The organism is Mesorhizobium sp. G2-6-1 (genome assembly GCF_055809095.1).
In genome coordinates, this window is sequence record NZ_CM147896.1 from 1,463,025 (window position 1) to 1,481,994 (window position 18,970).

The window sequence follows — 18,970 nt, forward strand, 5'->3', positions numbered from 1 at the left end:
GTCCTGTGCGGTAACTGCCTGACCGCGGCTGGTGCTATTGCAGGTGAGATTGCAGATTCTGATTATCTGGTTCGATCAGCATGGCGACATCAACACGCCGGAAACTTCAACCTTCGGCTTTCTCGATGGCATGGCACTGGCCACTACATTGGGCTTATGCTGGCGCCCGATGGCAAATGCCATTCCCGGTTTCAAGCCCATCGATCCGGCGCATTGCATGCTTGTCGGCGCTCGCGACCTCGACGAAAGCGAGAAAGAACTTATGGAAACCTTACCGCTCATTCGCGCAACATGCGCTGAAGCACCAGACAAAGTCGAAAAGCTGAAAGCCACGGGCGTGAAACGGACCCATTTGCACCTCGATCTTGATGTGCATGATCCTGATGCGCTGCAGGTCAATCGCTATACTACACCCGGTGGCCCCGACCCCGCCCAATTGCGTGAAACTGTCAATGGCGTTTCACGTTCGGTGACCATCTCCGGCGTCACCGTTTCCGCCTACAATCCGGCTTTCGATCCACAAGCCGATGTGCCGCCCGTCGTTGGTCGTCTCCTAGCTGACCTCCTCTCCGCGGTTGAGCGTCGCTGATGCGTAAATCTGCTTCAATTCCAGCCGCGCGAAGCGAAGGCGCAAAGAGGTGCAAACAGCAAGAAAGGCCGTCGCTTGACCCTTAAAGCCCGTGTCATTCCATGTCTTGACGTGAAAGACGGCCGCGTCGTCAAAGGCGTCAATTTCGTCGATCTGGTCGATGCTGGCGACCCGGTCGAAGCAGCAAAAGCCTATGATGCGGCGGGCGCTGACGAACTTTGCTTCCTCGACATCACCGCCTCGTCGGATAATCGCGAGACAATTTTCGATGTCATCGCGCGCACGGCCGACCAGTGCTTCATGCCCTTGACCGTGGGCGGCGGGGTGCGCCAGGTCAGTGATATCCGCAGGTTGCTCCTGGCTGGCGCGGACAAGGTGTCGATCAATACTGCCGTGGTCAAAAATCCCGATTTTGTTGCCGAGGCTGCGGACAAATTTGGCAATCAATGCATTGTCGTCGCCATCGACGCCAAGAAGGTGAGCGTTGCTGACGACGCGGATCGCTGGGAAATCTTCACCCATGGCGGGCGTCAGGCCACAGGCATCGACGTCATTGAATTTGCGCAACGGGTCGTCGCACTCGGTGCCGGCGAAATCCTGCTGACTTCGATGGATCGCGACGGCACCAAGGCCGGCTATGATATCGCTTTGACACGGGCGGTTGCGGATGCTGTGCGCGCCCCGGTCATCGCTTCAGGCGGCGTTGGCACGCTTGATCATATGGTTGATGGTATTCGCGATGGCCATGCTACGGCAGTGCTGGCTGCTTCAATTTTCCATTTCGGCACCTATTCCATCACACAGGCCAAAGCTCATATGGCAGCCGCCGGGCTGCCGGTTCGACTCGACACAAGCGGCAAACAATTTTAAACGGCGCCATGACCGAGTTTTCACTTTCAGATCTGGAAACGACAATCCGCGAGCGTGCGCATTCAGGCGATGCGGGGTCATGGACTGCCAAACTCTTTGCCGGGGGCATGGACATGGCAGCCCAGAAGCTTGGCGAAGAAGCCGTCGAAACCGTTATTGCAGCGGTTAAGGGTGAGACCAATTCCGTTGTCTCGGAGAGCGCGGACCTCCTCTATCATTGGCTGGTCGTGCTTGCGATTGCGGGCGTATCGCTCGATGATGTCCTTGCAGAACTTGAGCGGCGCACGCGGCAGTCAGGTATCGCCGAGAAGGCCGGACGCAAGCAGTCGGGTTGACGAAGGCGGACAGAATAGGGCCGGGCAGAACAGGGAACGCGATGGATCAGCTTGCTCCGAGTGCGAAATATTCGCCCTATCTGTTCTTCTCGGCACAAGACTGGGCAAAATTCCGTGCCGATACGCCACTGACGCTGACCGAAGCGGAAATCCAGCGCCTGCGTTCGCTAAACGACCCGGTCGATCTGGATGAGGTGCGCCGCATCTATCTTTCCATGTCACGAATTCTGTCGGCTCATGTCGAAGCCAGCCAATTATTGTTTACTCAGCGACGCGCCTTCTTCAATGTGAAGGGCACGACAAAGACGCCCTTTATCATCGGCATTGCCGGGTCGGTTGCGGTGGGCAAATCCACCACCGCGCGCGTTTTGAAAGAGCTGCTGGCTCGCTGGCCATCCAGCCCGAAAGTCGACCTCATCACCACTGACGGTTTTCTGCTATCCAACGAGACCCTGCGTCGATCAAACCTCATGGAACGAAAAGGGTTCCCCGAAAGTTATGACGTCGGAGGACTTCTGAGGTTTCTGTCAAGCATCAAATCCGGTGAGCACGACGTGCGTGCGCCGGTCTATTCGCATCTCACCTATGACGTCGTTCCCGACGAATTCACCATCATTGATCGCCCCGATATTTTGATTTTCGAAGGTATCAATGTGTTGCAACCGGGCAAACTTCCAAAGGATGGCAAGATCGTGCCGTTCCTGTCGGATTTTTTCGACTTCGCAATTTATATCGACGCCGATGAAAACCAGATCCACGACTGGTATATTGCGCGTTTCATGCGCCTGCGGGAAACCGCATTCCGCAATCCGGAATCGTTCTTCCATCGCTATTCGCAACTCTCGGAAGATGCCGCTCGCGCCATCGCGGAAGGCTTGTGGGCCAATATCAATCTCAAGAACCTGCGCGAAAACATTATCCCGACTCGCGCGCGCGCCGACCTCATCTTGCGTAAAGGTGCCAACCATTTGGTCGAGGAGGTGGCGCTCCGCAAGCTTTGACTTGTCGGATCAAGAAACGATCTATCAGTTTTTCTTTGCTAAGGGTGACTGTCGCGAATTATCGGAGCTGAATAAAAATTCATGCAGTCGTTCGAGTCATTGCCCAAATCCTTCAAGCTGGTTTTTTCTCTTACCATTGTCATGGGGATTATCGTTGCATGTACAACGATTTTGTCGCTTGTCACTCCCGGCATACGCCCGAGTTTTGCTGACAAGGATTTTGCGAATTACTGGATTGCTGCACACATGCTCTTTGACGGGAATGCCAAAGATCTTTTTGGACCCCAGTCAATTTATTTCGGGTATCTGCATGAAGCATTCGGCGATGCGATTCCGTGGCATAATTGGAGTTATCCTCCGCATTTCCTGCTCCTGATCTGGCCGCTCGGCTTTTTTGGGTACAAGGTTGCGATGCTGCTTTTTCTCGCAACAACTGGCCTCTTTTTCTTCTGGGCATATCGTGATTTCGTGGGGCGACACAATCTCGTGGCCCAGATTGCAGCCGGTCCCTTCATCGTTCACAATTTCTGGGTAGCTCAAAATGGCTATCTTAGCGCCTCTTTCGCGCTTGGTGCGCTCGCCCTGCGAGAGCGAAGGCCGATTGTAGCCGGTATACTTCTTGGGTTTCTAACGATAAAGCCGCAACTGGGCTTTCTGTTTCCGGTATTGCTCCTTGCGGAGCGACGATGGAGTGTGATCATCAGCGCCATCGTAACCACCGTGGTGCTCGTGACGGCGTCGGCGGCTGTCTTCGGTTTGCAAGCCTGGCATTGCTATATCTACGAGGTGCTCCCTTATCAGGCTCTGGTGATGAGAGAACTTGGCGGCACGTTTCTGGCCATGTTGCCGTCGCTCTATGGTGCTTTGCGCAACTGGGGCGTTGGACCGGATTTGGCTCTGGCTGTGCACCTATCGTTCGCCATACCAATAGCGCTAATTTCGATCATCCTGCTTTTCCGCGCACCTACCGATACGCTTCGCAGTATCATTTTGCTGGTAGCGACTTTCCTGATCACACCCTACGCTTTGACCTATGATCTCGGTATGTTCGTTGCTGCTTTGGCGTTGCTTGGAACGGGCGTCAGTCGGCCAAATCACGGCAGCGGCCTGCAATCAGCCATTCTGGCGGTGGCCATGGCGCTTCCAGTCGTCATGATGCCTTTCGGCGATTTAAAATTATCTATCGCGCCGCTGGTCATGCTTGCCGTTTTTATCATGACGCTTCGACAAGTTGGCTCCGCACGAGCGGCGAACCGGAAACTCGTGGAGATCAAGACAGAATAGAACTGGCACAAACAGCATTGTGCGCTCCATCATAGGTCAACCCGAAAATCTGCCGAGGAGAGTTGAGGGCGAACCGTGAACGGTTGAGACGTCAGCATCGTTGGCATTATTTTTCCAAATTCGCCACAGCAACCACGCAGACGTGCTCAAAAGAATTCCCCGCCCAAAGGAATACGTTCATTATTGAATAGGTGGATAAAATAAGGGGCAATCCAGATAATTGCCAATAAGAGTATCGGCGGTTTCGCTATTGTTTGGAAAAGCAACACGACGACGATCGCAAGTGCGATAGCGTCATATGTGTACCTGTATGGCGTAGCAACGATCGCAAGGAGCGCAGTTGCAACGACTCGATCTCGATGGTCGATTTTTCGACAAGGAAGCCACAGCCATATCGCTGAAGTAATCGCGGCGACTGTCGTGATACCCTGTAACAGATAGGCAATTGAGACATCCATTCCAACGATACGAGCCATGAAAAACACCGTCATGGCGTTGGAATGGTAGGGCTGAGGAAATGGCGCTTCGAGGATTGCTGTCATGAGTGGTCGCGTTTGTGTCCAGAAAGATATCCAGGTATCGAACCCGAATATCAGTCCGGTGGCCGCAAACAGCGCTACGGAAGTGATAGCAGCCGTGGCAAAGGCCCGCCAGTTTCGGCTAGCAATGAGACAAAATGGTACGAGCAAACCAAGATGAGGTTTGAGTGTAAGTAGACCAAACAGCAAGCCGGCAATCACCGGTCGGCGCGGAGCCGCAGCAAGTCCGCCGATGAGGAGCGCCGAGGTGAGGGCGCCATTTTGGCCAAACAAAACATTCATGAATATGGCGGGCGACAAAATCAGCGCAGCTTGCGCAGCGGGTGTGAACCCCAATGGTCGCATAGCCAGCCAGAGAAACAGGATCGTTCCTAGAGTCCAGATCACATAGGCATGGAAAATTGGCAATACAGATAGGGGCGCGCCTAATAGGAGCATACTAGGTGGGTAGCTCCATTCCTGAGCAGGAAGTTGCGGGGAAAACATCGCGCGTAGTGAAGCACGATAGAGATCGACGTCAGGCAGGATGGCGACCTGGCCATCAAGTGCCATTCTCCCCCCGCCCACAAATTGGTGAAATCCCAATATGGTAAACGCCGCGAAACAAGGGAAAAACCGTCGGGACCAATGGTCCAGAGGTTTTGCATATACATGATGCCGATGAACACACCGAGCATGAGTCCGACTAGGACAAAAATTGACCTCAGATGGGAATACATTGGAGCGTGTGGCTTCTTGGTCGAGGTGAAGCATCAAGTGTCACACACGTTACTCAAGCGCGGTTAAGATGACGTTATGCGCTTTGCAGCTAACTGGGCACCGTCACACGCCGTAACGTCAGGTTGATCCGTCCGCCATTCTTCAACAGCGTGGATGTTCCCGGGTAGATGCGGTCGACGCCATGAAATGCAAGCCGAGCCTCGCCACCCAGCACGACTACATCGCCACTTTGTAACCTGAACGAGACGGTCTTGCCGCTGCGTTCAGGTGGACCCACACGAAACAGGCATTCGTCACCCAGCGAAACGGACACGACCGGAGCTGTAAAGTCGGCCTCGTCGCGATCCTGATGAAGCCCCATTCTGGCATCCGGCGAATAGAAATTGACGAGGCAAGCCTGTGGTGGATGCGGATAGGCCGCCACGTCCCGCCATAGATCCAGTAGTGTTTCCGGCAAAGCTGGCCAGGGCTTGCCAGTCACAGGGTGTGTTGGCTGATAACGATAGCCGTGCTGCTTGTCTGTAACCCAGCCAAGCGAACCGCAATTGGTCATGCGCACACTCATTTCCTTGCCTGTGCGCGGCATGGTTGGGACAAACAGCGGGGCGTCTTCAACAACAGCTCTGATGTCCTCTACCAATGCCTTCTGGGCTTCCTTCGTCAGAAAGCCCAGCATGTGGCGAACACCTTCGGGTAGAACAAACATCAGCCGCTTCCACCTCGCCGGAAAAAGATCAGTGACCACACATTGCCACCTGACAACAAAAACGGCGACCCGAAAGCCGCCATTCGATATTCCAGATCATGAAGGTGATCGGTTCCAATCGTCTAGGAAAGAAAACCGGCCATCATTTTTTCTCACCCCGATCCAGCAAGAAATGCGCCTCAGGCTGTGCCTATGTCGGGAATGCGCAAAACCTGACCCGGATAGATTTTGTCCGGATGGGACAGCATCGGCTTGTTGGCTTCGAAGATGACGGGGTATTTTGACGCCTTGCCATATTGGGCCTGCGCAATTTTTGACAGATTGTCACCTTTCTTGACGGTATAGAAAACTGGCTGCTTTGCTGGCGTTGCAGCTTTGACCAGGGCAGTCATGTCGACATTTTGATCCAGCTTCAGGCCCGATTCGGGTGCGACGATCTTCAATTCACCTGCTTCGACTTTTGAAATGCCAAGTGTATTTCCCACTGCAATCACTGCTTTTTCAAAGATTGACTGATCTTCGACGACCCCGTCAGTACCGCCGTATCGCCCTTGACGACGATATCCACCTTATCGGTGCCGAGCTTATGCGACTCCAGTTCCTTTTTGAGCGAGTCCGCCGCTGGAGCGGCCTCTTCGTCGCCGAAACCCAGTTTCTTGCCGACGTTCTTGACGAAATCGAATACACCCATGCTTGGCCTCCTTGCGGTCGCTGCCGACCAAATTCTGTCATATGCAGCCATAAACTGGAGGAAGCTGCAGTCAGCTTCAATCGTTTTCTATCTTGCCGCGCAATTTCTTCACGTTTGAGCGGCCAGCCTTGGCTTTGAGCCGCCGTTCGACCGAACCTTTTGATGGACGGGTCTTGCGCCGTACAGGCGGCGGCGGTTCGGCCGCCCTGGCAACAAGTTCGGCAAGCCGCGTGCGGGCATCTGCGCGGTTCTGCTCCTGTGTTCGGAAGCGCCCGGCCTCGATGACAACGACGCCTTCCTTGGTCGCGCGTTGGCCGGCAAATTTCAAGGTCCGCTCGCGCACACGCTGCGAGAGCCCTGCCGCGTTTGCTGCGTCGAAGCGCAATTGCACAGCAGTTGCGACCTTGTTGACATTCTGGCCTCCCGGACCTGAGGAACGGATAAAGGTCTCCGTCAGGTCATCGGAATGGATAATCGCATCGGCAGCGATTACGATCTTGTCGTCGGCACTCATGATTCAGTCATGCCGTTTTGGCGACAAAAGAAAAGACCCGATCCAAATCGGGCCTTCAAAACGTTCCGGGACTGCGGTGGCCGCTTATTCTGCGGCGTCTTGCATGCGCGGCGCGGCGCCCAGAACGATCGCGTCGACATGGCTTTCGAACTTGCCAAAATTATCGATAAACATGGTGACCAGCTTGGCGGCCTGGCGGTCATAAGCATGTTTATCGACCCAGGTCGCGCGCGGGTCCAATATGGCTGGATCGAGAATGGCAGCACCAACGCCGGGGACGCCCACAGGCACCTCAAAGCCGAAATTGACGTCGGTACGGAATTCAGCTTTTTTCAAAGAGCCATCCAATGCAGCGGCAAGCAGGGCCCGTGTTGCCTTGATCGGCATGCGTTTTCCAGTGCCGTAAGCACCACCCGTCCAGCCGGTATTTACCAACCAGCAATCGACATTGTGGCGGGCAATCAATTCACGCAGCAGATTGCCATATTCCGAGGGATGACGCGGCATGAACGGTGCCCCGAAGCATGTCGAGAATGTCGCCTCTGGTTCGATCACGCCTTTTTCTGTACCCGCCACCTTGGCTGTGTAGCCAGAGAGGAAGTGATACATCGCCTGCGCTGGCGTCATCCGGGCAATCGGCGGCATCACGCCGAAAGCATCGGCGGTCAGCATGATGATGTTCTTCGGGTGGCTTGCGCTTCCGCTGCTGCTCGCGTTTGGAATGAAATCCAGCGGATAGGCGCAACGTGTGTTTTCGGTCAGCCGCCCATCGTCGAAATCGGGGATACGGTTGTCGTCGAGAATGACATTTTCCAGCACTGTGCCAAAGCGCTGCGTGGTGGCAAATATCTCGGGCTCGGCTTCAGCAGAAAGCCTTATCGTCTTGGCGTAGCACCCACCTTCAAAGTTGAAAATTCCTTGCGGCCCCCAGCCATGCTCATCATCGCCGATCAAGGTACGAGCCGGATTGGCCGAAAGTGTCGTCTTGCCGGTTCCCGAAAGGCCGAAGAAAACCGCTGCGTCGCCGCTTGCACCCTCATTGGCCGAGCAATGCATCGGCATGACGCCTTTTTGGGGCAGAAGATAGTTCAGCGCGGTGAACACCGATTTCTTCATCTCGCCGGCATAGGAGGTGCCACCGATCAGGACAATCATGCGTGTCAGGTCAAGCGCAACCACCGTCTCCGTGCGCGTACCGTGGCGTGCGGGGTCGGCACGAAACGACGGCAGGTCGATGATGGTCATCCCGGCAACGAAAGCATCAAGGCTGTCGGCGTCGGGACGAATCAGCAGATTGCGGATGAACATCGAATGCCAGGCAAATTCGGTGATAACCCGGGTGGGCAAATTGAGATCGCGGTCCGCACCGCCTATCAAATCTTGTACATACAGGTCCTTGTCGGCGGCATGGGCAAGGAAATCGGCAAGCAACATGCCAAATTGAGCAGGTGAGATTGCCTTGTTATTGTCCCACCACACATGCGGTTCGGTATTGGCGTCTCGCACAACGAACTTGTCCTTGGCCGAACGACCGGTGTGCTGGCCGGTTTCGGCAACCAAAGCACCGTGAGCGCTCAAGCGTGCCTCGCCGCGACGGATCGCTTCTTCGGTCAGGCAAACCGCAGTGAAATTGTAGCGCACCATCCCCGACGTACCGATCCCGACCGCATCAATTCCGAATGCGGGGTTACGTCTGCCCAGTTCCGACATGCGAATCCTTTCACATCGTACATTCGCGATCGCTCTTGCAGCGTCGCATTTTTCGTGACCTGAAATCGTCAGAAACAGAAAAACCAAGCAATATCAAATCATTAATCGATTTAAAAATTTTGAAAGTTGTTTAAATCGTTTATATGTGCAAAAACTTTCACGTCTGCCCAAAGGATTGGTACATTTAAGACGCCTGAGTCATTGTGAAGGTGCGATGTGGCTGTTCGCATATGGTATTGAGCAGTGCCACATTTTGTACCTAATTTGTCCTGCACAAGCCCCTTCTGTTAGCATCGAAGGGACACCGGTCTATGAGGGAGCCGCTAGAAATGGCAACAATCGCGCTTGTCGATGACGACCGCAATATTCTGACCTCGGTATCGATTGCGCTGGAATCCGAAGGCTATCGTGTCGAGACCTATACCGACGGGGCATCGGCGCTGGAAGGTCTTTCGGCTCGCCCGCCGAACCTTGCCATACTCGACATCAAGATGCCGCGTATGGATGGCATGGAGCTTTTGCGCCGAATGCGACAAAAGACCGACCTGCCTGTGATTTTCCTGACCTCGAAAGATGACGAGATTGACGAATTGTTCGGCCTCAAGATGGGGGCTGACGATTTCATCAGGAAGCCATTTTCCCAGCGTTTGCTGGTCGAGCGCGTGCGGGCAGTTCTGCGCCGCGCCGGCGCGCGCGAAGCTGCCGCCAAGACACCAAATCAGCAGACCCGTTCGCTGGAGCGCGGCCAGTTGGTGATGGATCAGGAACGTCACACCTGTACATGGAAAGGTGAGCCGGTCACGCTTACCGTTACCGAATTTCTGATCCTGCATTCTCTTGCGCAGCGCCCAGGCGTGGTCAAAAGTCGTGACGCGCTGATGGATTCGGCCTATGATGAACAGGTCTATGTCGATGATCGGACCATTGATAGCCACATCAAGCGGCTGCGCAAGAAATTCAAGACTGTCGACGATGATTTCGAGATGATCGAAACGCTTTACGGAGTCGGCTACCGGTTCCGCGAAAATTAGGGTCCATGACGGCGGGTGCGGACATGAAAAAGACGGGGAGTGGGGCAAAGAGCCCATCCCGGCTCATGGCGCTGCCGCTTTCAAGGATAACGGTGCCGATGCGCCGTTTCCTTGGCCACCACATCTTTTCCAGCCTCACCCGGCGCATCCTGTTCCTCAATCTCGCGGGACTGGCTGTTCTCGTTAGCGGGATACTTTATCTCAACACGTTCCGGGATGGCCTTATCGACGCGCGCGTTGAAAGCCTGATGACGCAAGGCGAGATCATCGCCGGCGCCATTGCCGCGTCGGCGACGGTCGAAACGGATTCGATCAGCATCGACCCGGAAAAGCTTCTGGAATTGCAGGCAGGCGAAAGTCTTGCCCCGGGCAGTGACCAGTTGGACAATCTCGATTTCCCGATCAACCCGGAACGCGTCGCGCCTGTGTTGCGTCGATTGATTTCACCGACACGCACGCGCGCGCGCATTTATGACCGTGACGCCAACCTGCTTCTCGATTCACGCCACCTCTATTCTCGGGGCCAGATCCTTCGTTACGACCTGCCCTCGGTTGACGAAGAAACGCCGAATTTGCTGGAGCGTTTGCAAAACTTCATCTTTGGTCTTTTCCGCAACACCGAATTGCCGGTCTACCATGAGCAGCCGGGTGGCAACGGTGCTGCTTTTCCCGAAGTCGTCAAGGCGTTGACCGGCAGCCCTTCGACCATCGTTCGCATAAGCGAGCAGGGCGAGCAAATCGTGTCCGTTGCCGTCCCGATCCAGCGCTTTCGGGCCGTTTTGGGTGTTTTGATGCTGTCCACCGAAGGCGGTGACATCGACAAGATCGTCACTGCCGAACGCAAGGCAATTCTGCGTGTCTTTGGCGTTGCCGCCCTTGTGACCGCGCTGCTATCGCTCTTGCTTGCCTCGACCATTGCCAATCCGCTGCGCCGCCTGTCGGCGGCGGCGGTGCGGGTGCGCCGCGGCGTCAAGAATCGCGAGGAGATCCCCGATTTCTCCGACCGGCAAGACGAGATTGGCAACCTGTCGGTTGCGGTGCGCGATATGACCAATGCGCTCTATGCCCGCATCGAGGCCATCGAGAGTTTTGCCGCCGATGTCAGCCATGAACTGAAAAACCCGCTGACATCATTGCGCAGCGCAGTAGAAACGCTGCCGCTGGCACGCAATGAGGACTCGCAAAAGCGGTTGATGGACGTCATTCAGCATGATGTGCGGCGGTTGGACCGCCTGATTTCCGATATTTCCGACGCATCGCGTCTGGATGCAGAATTGGCCCGCGAGGATGCGGGCAAGGTCGATTTGAAAGCCTTCGTTACCGATCTCGTCGCCGTTTCCCGCGAAGTGTCACGCCACAAGAAGTCCGCCGACATCGAGTTGAATGTGGCAAAACTACCGCAGGGAGCCAAGGGGTATCTGGTTGCCGGTCACGATTTGCGCCTTGGTCAAGTCATTACCAACCTGATCGAAAATGCCCGTTCGTTCCTTCCCGAGGAACACGGTCGCATTACGATCTCGTTGATGCGCGCAGGCAAGTTCAATCTGATCACGGTTGACGACAATGGGCCGGGCATCCGGCCCGATACGATCCACCGCATTTTCGAGCGTTTCTATACAGACCGTCCCGCGGGCGAGGCCTTCGGTCAGAATTCGGGTCTTGGTCTGTCGATCAGCCGCCAGATTGTTGAAGCTCATGGTGGCACGCTGACGGCCGAGAACATTCCCGGCGCCAAGCCCGGGGACATCAGGGGCGCGCGCTTCGTCATCACGTTGCCGGCCGAAGATTGAACGACGAACAGGACAGGCGATGGCGTATCAGCAAGAAGAGAATGCCCGCTCAGGGGTTAATCCTCGCAACCTCCATGCCACCGCTATCCTGCTCGCGGATCGTGGCGTTCTCATCATGGGGCCATCCGGCTCGGGAAAGACGACGCTGGGGCTTGCCCTCATCGACTGTTTTCATAGACAAGGCCGGTTTTCCCGGATTGTCTCGGACGATCAGGTGCTGGTCGAAACTTACGCCGGCAGACTGATCTGCCAGGCACCTGCCTCGATTGCCGGACTTGTCGAGGTTGCGGGTATCGGCCCGCAGCCAATCATTCATGAGCCTCGTGCGGCTGTAGATTTATGTCTATCTCTGGTTGAGGGAAGTGTTGAACGCTTTCAGGAAGAGGCATCTGAGACGATTGCGGGGTGCCGGGTGCCCTTGCTTCGACTGGCTGCACGCAATGTAGCCGCAGCGGTGCCAATGGTGATTGCCACGCAAAAGTTCGGGATTTTCGCCTGATTTTCGCTCAATTTCTCTCGCAATGCGTCAAAATGGCTTGTGAAGCAATTTTGGGCTTGTCAACGCGCTGTGCGTCGACAAGATAGCGCTCCCGCCGTCCCGAGAGGTTGGCGACCATAAATTGCGCTTGTGAAGGGGCCATGACGAAAGTCTGCGAAGAATGATCGGACTCGTGCTTGTCACGCACGGTCAGTTGGCCAGTGAGTTCCGCCATGCCGTCGAGCATGTCGTGGGACCGCAGGAAAACTTTGAAACCGTAGCGATCGGTGCTGACGATGATATGGAGCAGCGTCGCCGCGACATCGTTGACGCTGTTGCGCGTGTCGATACCGGCGCGGGCGTCATTGTGCTGACGGATATGTTCGGCGGAACCCCCTCCAATCTTGCTATTTCCGTTATGGAATCGGGTCGCACCGAAGTCATTGCCGGCATGAACCTGCCGATGCTGATCAAGCTGTCCAGCGTGCGCAAAAACGATGACATGCTTGCAGCGATCGAGGAAGCGCAGGCGGCAGGCCGCAAATATATCAATGTCGCCAGCCAATTGCTTTCCAGCAAATGACCGCCGCGTCCACTAAGTCAGATGAACTGGTAAGAGACGTGCAAATCGTCAATCAACGTGGTTTGCATGCGCGCGCCTCGGCAAAGTTCGTTCAGATTGCCAGCGGTTTCGATGCCGCAATCAATGTGGAAAAAGATGGCGTCAAAGTCGGTGGCACCTCGATCATGGGCTTGATGATGTTGGCGGCAAGTCCTGGCTGTTCGGTCAGGGTCTTTGCCAGCGGGCCGGATGCCGCAGCGGCCATGGAAGCCCTCGAGCAACTCATCGCTTCCCGGTTCGGCGAAGAGATGTGATGCATACTCCCAATATGCACGAATAAAGATTTCTTTATATCCCGTTGTCGTATCCGTTCCGATCTGCTACGCAGGCGGCCAAATCGCGCCCATCACCGCGCTACTGCATGGGGGGACGCTTGCCAACATATTGCATTGGAGCTCTGCCATGACAGGAAGCAAGGACTACGTCGTCGCCGATATTTCGCTGGCTGACTGGGGTCGCAAGGAAATTGAAATTGCCGAAACGGAAATGCCGGGCCTGATGGCCTGCCGGGATGAATTTGGCTCCCAGAAGCCGCTCAAGGGCGCGCGCATCACTGGTTCGTTGCACATGACCATTCAAACGGCGGTGTTGATTGAAACACTGAAGGTGCTCGGAGCCGATATCCGCTGGGCCTCATGCAACATCTTCTCGACGCAGGATCAGGCAGCCGCGGCAATTGCCGATTCAGGCGTACCAGTGTTTGCCGTCAAAGGTGAGTCGCTGGAGGAATACTGGACCTATACCGACCGTATTTTCCAGTGGTCCGACGGTGGCGTTTCCAACATGATCCTCGACGATGGCGGCGATGCCACCATGTACATATTGATCGGCGCGCGCGCGGAAGCCGGCGAGGATGTACTGTCCAATCCCGAAAGCGAGGAGGAAGAAATCCTGTTTGCCCAGATCAAGAAGCGCATGGCGGCAACACCGGGCTTCTTTACCAAGCAAAAAGACGCAATCCGCGGCGTGACGGAAGAGACGACAACCGGCGTTAATCGTCTCTATCAATTGCAGAAAAAGGGCCTGCTGCCCTTCCCTGCAATCAACGTCAATGACTCGGTGACGAAGTCGAAATTCGACAATAAATATGGCTGCAAGGAATCGCTGGTTGATGGCATTCGTCGCGGCACAGACGTGATGATGGCTGGCAAGGTCGCCGTTATTTGCGGCTATGGCGACGTCGGCAAAGGATCTGCCGCATCGCTCAATGGCGCCGGTGCGCGCGTCAAAGTCACCGAGGTCGACCCGATCTGCGCGCTACAGGCGGCAATGGACGGCTTCGAGGTTGTCACGTTGGAAGATGCTGCGCCGAACGCCGACATCATTATCACCACAACCGGCAACAAGGATGTCATCACACTCGATCATATGCGCGCCATGAAAGACATGGTGATCGTCGGCAATATCGGGCATTTCGACAATGAAATTCAGGTGGCGTCGCTGCGCAACCTGAAGTGGACCAACGTCAAACCACAGGTCGACATGATCACCTTCGCCGATGGCAAGCGCATGATTTTGCTGTCGGAAGGCCGCTTGCTCAATCTCGGCAATGCCACCGGCCATCCGAGCTTTGTCATGTCGGCATCCTTCACCAATCAGGTCCTCGCCCAGATCGAGTTGTTCACCAAGCCCGACGCATATGAAAATCAGGTCTATGTGCTGCCCAAACATCTCGATGAAAAGGTTGCGCGCCTCCATCTCGACAAGCTCGGCGCAAAACTGACGGAACTCTCAGGTGAACAGGCTGCCTATATCGGGGTAACTCCGCAGGGGCCGTTCAAGTCGGAACACTACCGCTATTAACCACAAAGAATAATGCCACAATATGTAGAGCCGGGCGATTGACATTTCGCCCGGCTTTATTTTTGCGCACCAAGCGCCTTCACGGCGATTCGGTGAAACGGTATGGTGGGGTGATTCGCGATGCTTTGGGCCGGGCGCGAGGTGCGAGGCTCGCGCCAAGGTGGTCTTGAAAGTCGGGCAGCGGAGAGGACCAGACCATGCCGGGGGAAAACCCGCTTATCGCGGGACAGGCCGTTTCCGGCGGCCATAGCGATTCGATAGACAAGCGACCCGCCAATCTGGTGGGGAGCGCGGTGCGTTTTTGCCGCCTGAAAACGCTTTTGAGAGGCTCGGCGTTTTCTTTGCCATTTGCGCCGCTCTCGACACAGGCCCAGGAAAGGGCTGTTGCAGCAGGAACGTCCCTCGGCACTGCTGAAGTTATCCAACTGGCCGTTTCGGTCGGTGTCATGGGTGCGGCTTTGCTATCGGCCATATTCCTTATCAGAGAGCGCGCACGAACGGCTGCGGAAAACCTCAAACTGCGCGATCGTGTCGCTGACATCAATGCAGCGTTGCAACGCTCGGAAGCACTGCTGAACCTGCGTGACCAGCGTATCATCGTGTGGGGTTTGGACAACAAGAAGCCTGAACTCATCGGAACCCTGCCGACGCAAAGCGGCGCACCTGACGATCGAGCGGCTTTTCTTGCCTTTGGACGCTGGCTGATGCCGCGATCAGCGGCAGCACTGGAACATGGGGTGACGGCCTTGCGAGAGAAGGGCGAACTCTTCGACCTCGTTGCAGAATCGTTAGCGGGTGCGCCGATGGAAATCCACGGTCGTAAGACGGCTGCCCATACAATCGTCAGGTTCATGTCCTTGTCCGAGACACAGCGCATGCAGGCTCGGCTGATGTTGGAGAACCAGCGACTTGAAGCAGAACATGATACCATTGTCGGCCTGCTGAACGCTCTGCGCATGCCGGTCTGGATGCGCTCCGGTGACGGTCGATTGAAATGGGCAAACCATGCCTATGCCACGGCAGTCGAGGTTGCGAATACGGATGCGGCCATCCGCGATGGCAAGGAATTCCTGGGTAGCCAGTCACGCCAGACGATAAGCGAAACGCACAAAGCCCACCCGGTCTTCGACCAGATGCTTTCGACTGTAATCGAAGGTGACCGGCGCAAATTTGCAGTAACCGATTTTGCAGGCCCGGAAGGTTCGGCGGGCATCGCATGTGACATGAGTGCAATCGAGACCATCCGCGAGGAATATGAACGCACGGTGCGCAGCCACGCCGACACACTCGATCAACTCAACACAGCGGTCGCGACTTTCGACACGGACGAGAAGTTGCGATTCTTCAATCAGGCGTTCCAGAAGCTGTGGGGCCTCGATAGTGCTTTCCTTCATAGCGCGCCCGAAAATGCGCTACTCCTCGACCGACTGCGCAGCGAGGGTAAAATTGCCGAGCAACCGGAATGGCGGCGCTGGAAGGAAACGCTGCTCGGCGCCTACAGAGCTGTCGAACCGCAAGAACACTGGTGGCATCTGCCCGATGGCAAGACCATCCGCGTCGTGGCAAATCCGCAACCCAAGGGCGGCGTTACATGGGTGTTCGAAAACCTGACGGAAAAGATCGATCTGGAAAGCCGCTACCAGACGGCTGTGCGGGTTCAGGGAGAAACGCTCGACAACCTTGCCGAAGGTGTCGTGGTGTTCGGACCGGACGGACGTCTGCGCCTCTCGAATCCGGCATTTGCAGCATTGTGGAACGTATCCCCCGACATCGCCACGCAAAACATCCATGTTTCAGCCATTCGTGATGTCTGTGACAGACTTGCCAAGGACAGCCCCTGGAATGATTTCGTCGCGGCGATCACCGGCTTCGACGAGGAACGCCGCGACAGGCACGGCCAGACGGAACTGAAAGAGGGCAGCGTGTTGCGCTACGCGGTCATTCACTTGCCCAACGGGCAGGTCATGATCACCTTTGTCGATATATCCGACAGCGTTAATGTCGAGCGGGCGCTGAAAGACAAGAACGAGGCGCTGCTGAAATCCGACCAGTTGAAGAACGAGTTCGTACAGCATGTTTCCTACGAATTGCGCTCGCCGCTCACCAATATCATCGGCTTCACCGAATTGCTGTCGCTGCCGGCCACCGGACCGCTTTCGACGCGTCAACGCGAATATGTCGAGCATATCGGCTCTTCGTCCTCGGTCTTGTTGACCATCGTCAATGACATTCTCGATCTGGCGACCGTCGATGCAGGCATCATGGAGCTAGAAATCGCTGAAGTGCATGTCGAGCGTGCCATTCATGCCGCTGCCGATCTGGTGAGTGAGCGACTGGCAGAACATGAGATCAAGCTTGAGATCGACGCCGACAGCGCGCCAAAAAGCTTTCATGGCGACGAGACGCGTATCCGTCAGATTCTCTATAATTTGCTGGTCAATGCCGCCAATTATGCGCCGGAAGCGAGCACCATCATGCTTAGTTGCCGGCAGTCGCCAGATGGAATCGAATTCCTCGTTCATGATGACGGCCCAGGAATGCCTCCCGAGGTGCTGGACCTTGTGTTTCACCGCTTTGAATCGCGGGTCAATGGTGGGCGTCGGCGCGGTGCCGGGCTTGGCCTTTCCATCGTCAAAAGCTTTGTCGAATTGCACGGCGGGAAGGTTCGCATTGAAACCGGCGATGACAAGGGCACCACCGTTATCTGCGTGTTCCCGCAAGTGCCGTCGGGTATCCGTGCGGCAGCCGAGTAGCCTGGCGCATGTCGGGGTCTGTTCTGGAGCTTTTTCTCGCGAATGACGCGGCAACCGCCCAGCTTGGCGAAGATTTGGCCATGGCGCTGCGCCCCGGTGATGTACTCGCGCTCTCGGGCGATCTCGGAACTGGCAAGTCGACACTGGCGCGGGCTCTTATCAGGACGTTGGCTGACGATGATGCGCTCGATGTTCCAAGCCCGACCTTCACGCTCGTACAAAGCTACGATGCACGCATCCCGGTTCATCACTTTGATCTCTATCGTATCGCATCGCATGAGGAACTCGACGAGTTGGGCCTCAACGATGTGTTGAGCGATGGTGCTGCACTTATCGAATGGCCGGAACGGGCGGAAGGTCATTTGCCTCCAGTAGCAGTGTTGGTCGAACTTTCTCACAAGGAGGATGGGCGTGCGGTCCATCTATCTGGGCAAGGTGATGGTTTTACGCGGATGGCACGGTCGCTGGCCATGCGTGCATTTCTTGGCACGTGCGAGTGGGGTCGCGCCCGGCGCCGGCTGTTCACTGGCGATGCTTCTGCGCGCTCCTATGAGATAGTGACGCTGGAGGGTCAGGCGCCACGAATACTGATGAATTCGCCCCGTCTGGTGATGGGGCCGGTTGTGCGCGATGGAAAGCCATATGCCGAAATCGCCCATACGGCGCAATCCGTTTCGGCTTTTGTCACCATCGCCCATTCGCTGAAGAAAAATGGTGTCAGCGCGCCTGAAATTTACGCAAAAGACCTCGATCAGGGCTTTGTTCTGCTTGAAAACCTGGGTTCGCAAGGCATCGTCGATGCGCAGGGCAAGCCCATTGCCGAACGCTATATTGCGGCGGCGCAATTGCTGGCGATGATGCATGGAAAATCATGGCCGGTATATTCAGGAGCCGTATCAGGCGCAAGCCATACAGTGCCGCCATTCGACCGCGACGCACTATTGATCGAAGCGGATCTCCTCGTTGACTGGTATGTTCCAGCCGTTACCGGCGAACTAACCAGCGATGCGATGCGCGCGGATTATCGGCGTCGCTGGAACGTTGCCCTCGACCGGCTTTCCCGGCGAGACGACACGCTGATGCTGCGCGATTTCCATTCCCCAAACATCATATGGCGCGCAGACCTCTCAGGTCACGACCGGCTTGGCATTATCGATTTCCAGGACGCGTTGATCGGACCACCGGCCTATGATTTGGCCTCGCTCGCAATGGATGCCCGCGTCACCATTGCACCGGAGATCGAGAAAGCGACGCTTGACGCCTATATCGCCGCGCGTCATGCATCGGGAAATTTCGATGAAACGGCTTTTCGTGAAGCCTATGCGTTGATGGCTGCTCAGCGCAATTCAAAGATCCTCGGCATTTTCGTGCGGCTGGATCGACGCGACGGCAAGCCGTCATATCTGAAACATCTGCCACGCATTCGCGCCTATCTCCGCCGCGCGCTGGCCCACCCGGCCCTTGCTGATCTTCGCACTTTCTATGCCGATCATGGCCTGCTTGAGGAGCGCCCATTGTGACTTACAGGCCAGAT

17 protein-coding genes and 1 pseudogene are annotated in these 18,970 nt (G+C 55.9%); 13 read left to right on the top strand and 5 right to left on the bottom strand.

Annotated features, from left to right (window positions below):
• Window positions 1–43 precede the first annotated feature (43 nt).
• The 5 genes from AC0L7S_RS06955 to AC0L7S_RS06975 all read left to right on the top strand — a co-directional run bounded on the left by AC0L7S_RS06955 (window position 44) and on the right by AC0L7S_RS06975 (window position 4,079).
• Window positions 44–589: an arginase family protein gene (locus AC0L7S_RS06955; protein ID WP_473473677.1), complete on the top strand. Its 546-nt coding sequence runs from the start codon at window positions 44–46 to the stop codon at window positions 587–589.
• A 75-nt stretch (window positions 590–664) separates the two neighbouring features.
• On the top strand, window positions 665–1,459 hold the full coding sequence (gene hisF / locus AC0L7S_RS06960; protein ID WP_473473678.1) for an imidazole glycerol phosphate synthase subunit HisF: 795 nt from the start codon (window positions 665–667) through the stop codon (window positions 1,457–1,459).
• 8 nt (window positions 1,460–1,467) lie between these two features.
• Window positions 1,468–1,794, top strand: a complete 327-nt coding sequence (locus AC0L7S_RS06965; RefSeq protein WP_473473679.1) for a phosphoribosyl-ATP diphosphatase — start codon at window positions 1,468–1,470, stop codon at window positions 1,792–1,794.
• Between the two features lie 41 nt (window positions 1,795–1,835).
• Window positions 1,836–2,795 carry a type I pantothenate kinase gene (gene coaA / locus AC0L7S_RS06970; protein ID WP_473473680.1) on the top strand — a complete coding sequence of 320 codons (960 nt, stop codon included), beginning with the start codon at window positions 1,836–1,838 and terminating at the stop codon, window positions 2,793–2,795.
• Window positions 2,796–2,876: 81 nt separating this feature from the next.
• A complete protein-coding gene (locus tag AC0L7S_RS06975) occupies window positions 2,877–4,079 on the top strand; it encodes a glycosyltransferase family 87 protein (protein WP_473473681.1) in 1,203 nt (400 codons plus the stop codon).
• A 146-nt stretch (window positions 4,080–4,225) separates the two neighbouring features.
• Here AC0L7S_RS06975 and AC0L7S_RS06980 read toward each other — a convergent pair whose 3' ends face one another.
• The 5 genes and pseudogenes from AC0L7S_RS06980 to AC0L7S_RS07000 form a co-directional block, all read right to left on the bottom strand.
• Window positions 4,226–5,203, bottom strand: a complete 978-nt coding sequence (locus tag AC0L7S_RS06980) for a glycosyltransferase family 87 protein (RefSeq protein WP_473473682.1) — start codon at window positions 5,201–5,203, stop codon at window positions 4,226–4,228.
• Between the two features lie 223 nt (window positions 5,204–5,426).
• Entirely contained in the window at window positions 5,427–6,044 is a 618-nt protein-coding gene (locus AC0L7S_RS06985; protein WP_473473683.1) for an alpha-ketoglutarate-dependent dioxygenase AlkB family protein, read from the bottom strand.
• A 179-nt stretch (window positions 6,045–6,223) separates the two neighbouring features.
• A pseudogene (lysM, locus tag AC0L7S_RS06990) lies at window positions 6,224–6,735 on the bottom strand (peptidoglycan-binding protein LysM).
• Window positions 6,736–6,811: 76 nt separating this feature from the next.
• On the bottom strand, window positions 6,812–7,249 hold the full coding sequence (gene arfB, locus AC0L7S_RS06995) for an alternative ribosome rescue aminoacyl-tRNA hydrolase ArfB (RefSeq protein WP_473473684.1): 438 nt from the start codon (window positions 7,247–7,249) through the stop codon (window positions 6,812–6,814).
• Window positions 7,250–7,333: 84 nt separating this feature from the next.
• Window positions 7,334–8,959, bottom strand: coding sequence for a phosphoenolpyruvate carboxykinase (locus tag AC0L7S_RS07000; protein ID WP_473473685.1), 1,626 nt, complete (start codon window positions 8,957–8,959; stop codon window positions 7,334–7,336).
• A 329-nt stretch (window positions 8,960–9,288) separates the two neighbouring features.
• Here AC0L7S_RS07000 and AC0L7S_RS07005 point away from each other — a divergent pair, with 329 nt between their 5' ends.
• The 8 genes from AC0L7S_RS07005 to tsaE all read left to right on the top strand — a co-directional run bounded on the left by AC0L7S_RS07005 (window position 9,289) and on the right by tsaE (window position 18,956).
• The gene (locus AC0L7S_RS07005; RefSeq protein ID WP_473473686.1) at window positions 9,289–9,990 is read left to right on the top strand and encodes a response regulator transcription factor; all 702 of its coding nucleotides are present in this window, start codon (window positions 9,289–9,291) and stop codon (window positions 9,988–9,990) included.
• Between the two features lie 65 nt (window positions 9,991–10,055).
• Window positions 10,056–11,780 carry a stimulus-sensing domain-containing protein gene (locus tag AC0L7S_RS07010; protein WP_473474207.1) on the top strand — a complete coding sequence of 575 codons (1,725 nt, stop codon included), beginning with the start codon at window positions 10,056–10,058 and terminating at the stop codon, window positions 11,778–11,780.
• Window positions 11,781–11,799: 19 nt separating this feature from the next.
• Window positions 11,800–12,279 (top strand): HPr kinase/phosphorylase, encoded by a 480-nt coding sequence (locus tag AC0L7S_RS07015; RefSeq protein ID WP_473473687.1) that lies wholly within the window; start codon window positions 11,800–11,802, stop codon window positions 12,277–12,279.
• A gap of 160 nt (window positions 12,280–12,439) precedes the next feature.
• Entirely contained in the window at window positions 12,440–12,841 is a 402-nt protein-coding gene (locus AC0L7S_RS07020) for a PTS sugar transporter subunit IIA (RefSeq protein ID WP_473473688.1), read from the top strand.
• The gene (locus tag AC0L7S_RS07025) at window positions 12,838–13,134 is read left to right on the top strand and encodes an HPr family phosphocarrier protein (RefSeq protein ID WP_473473689.1); all 297 of its coding nucleotides are present in this window, start codon (window positions 12,838–12,840) and stop codon (window positions 13,132–13,134) included. The genes AC0L7S_RS07020 and AC0L7S_RS07025 overlap by 4 nt, the downstream gene beginning before the upstream one ends.
• A 148-nt stretch (window positions 13,135–13,282) precedes the next feature.
• Window positions 13,283–14,683, top strand: a complete 1,401-nt coding sequence (gene ahcY / locus AC0L7S_RS07030; protein WP_473473690.1) for an adenosylhomocysteinase — start codon at window positions 13,283–13,285, stop codon at window positions 14,681–14,683.
• A gap of 197 nt (window positions 14,684–14,880) precedes the next feature.
• Window positions 14,881–17,436, top strand: coding sequence for a sensor histidine kinase (locus AC0L7S_RS07035; protein WP_473473691.1), 2,556 nt, complete (start codon window positions 14,881–14,883; stop codon window positions 17,434–17,436).
• A gap of 8 nt (window positions 17,437–17,444) precedes the next feature.
• Complete coding sequence (gene tsaE, locus AC0L7S_RS07040) at window positions 17,445–18,956, top strand: tRNA (adenosine(37)-N6)-threonylcarbamoyltransferase complex ATPase subunit type 1 TsaE (RefSeq protein ID WP_473473692.1); 1,512 nt, start codon at window positions 17,445–17,447, stop codon at window positions 18,954–18,956.
• Window positions 18,957–18,970: the final 14 nt, after the last annotated feature.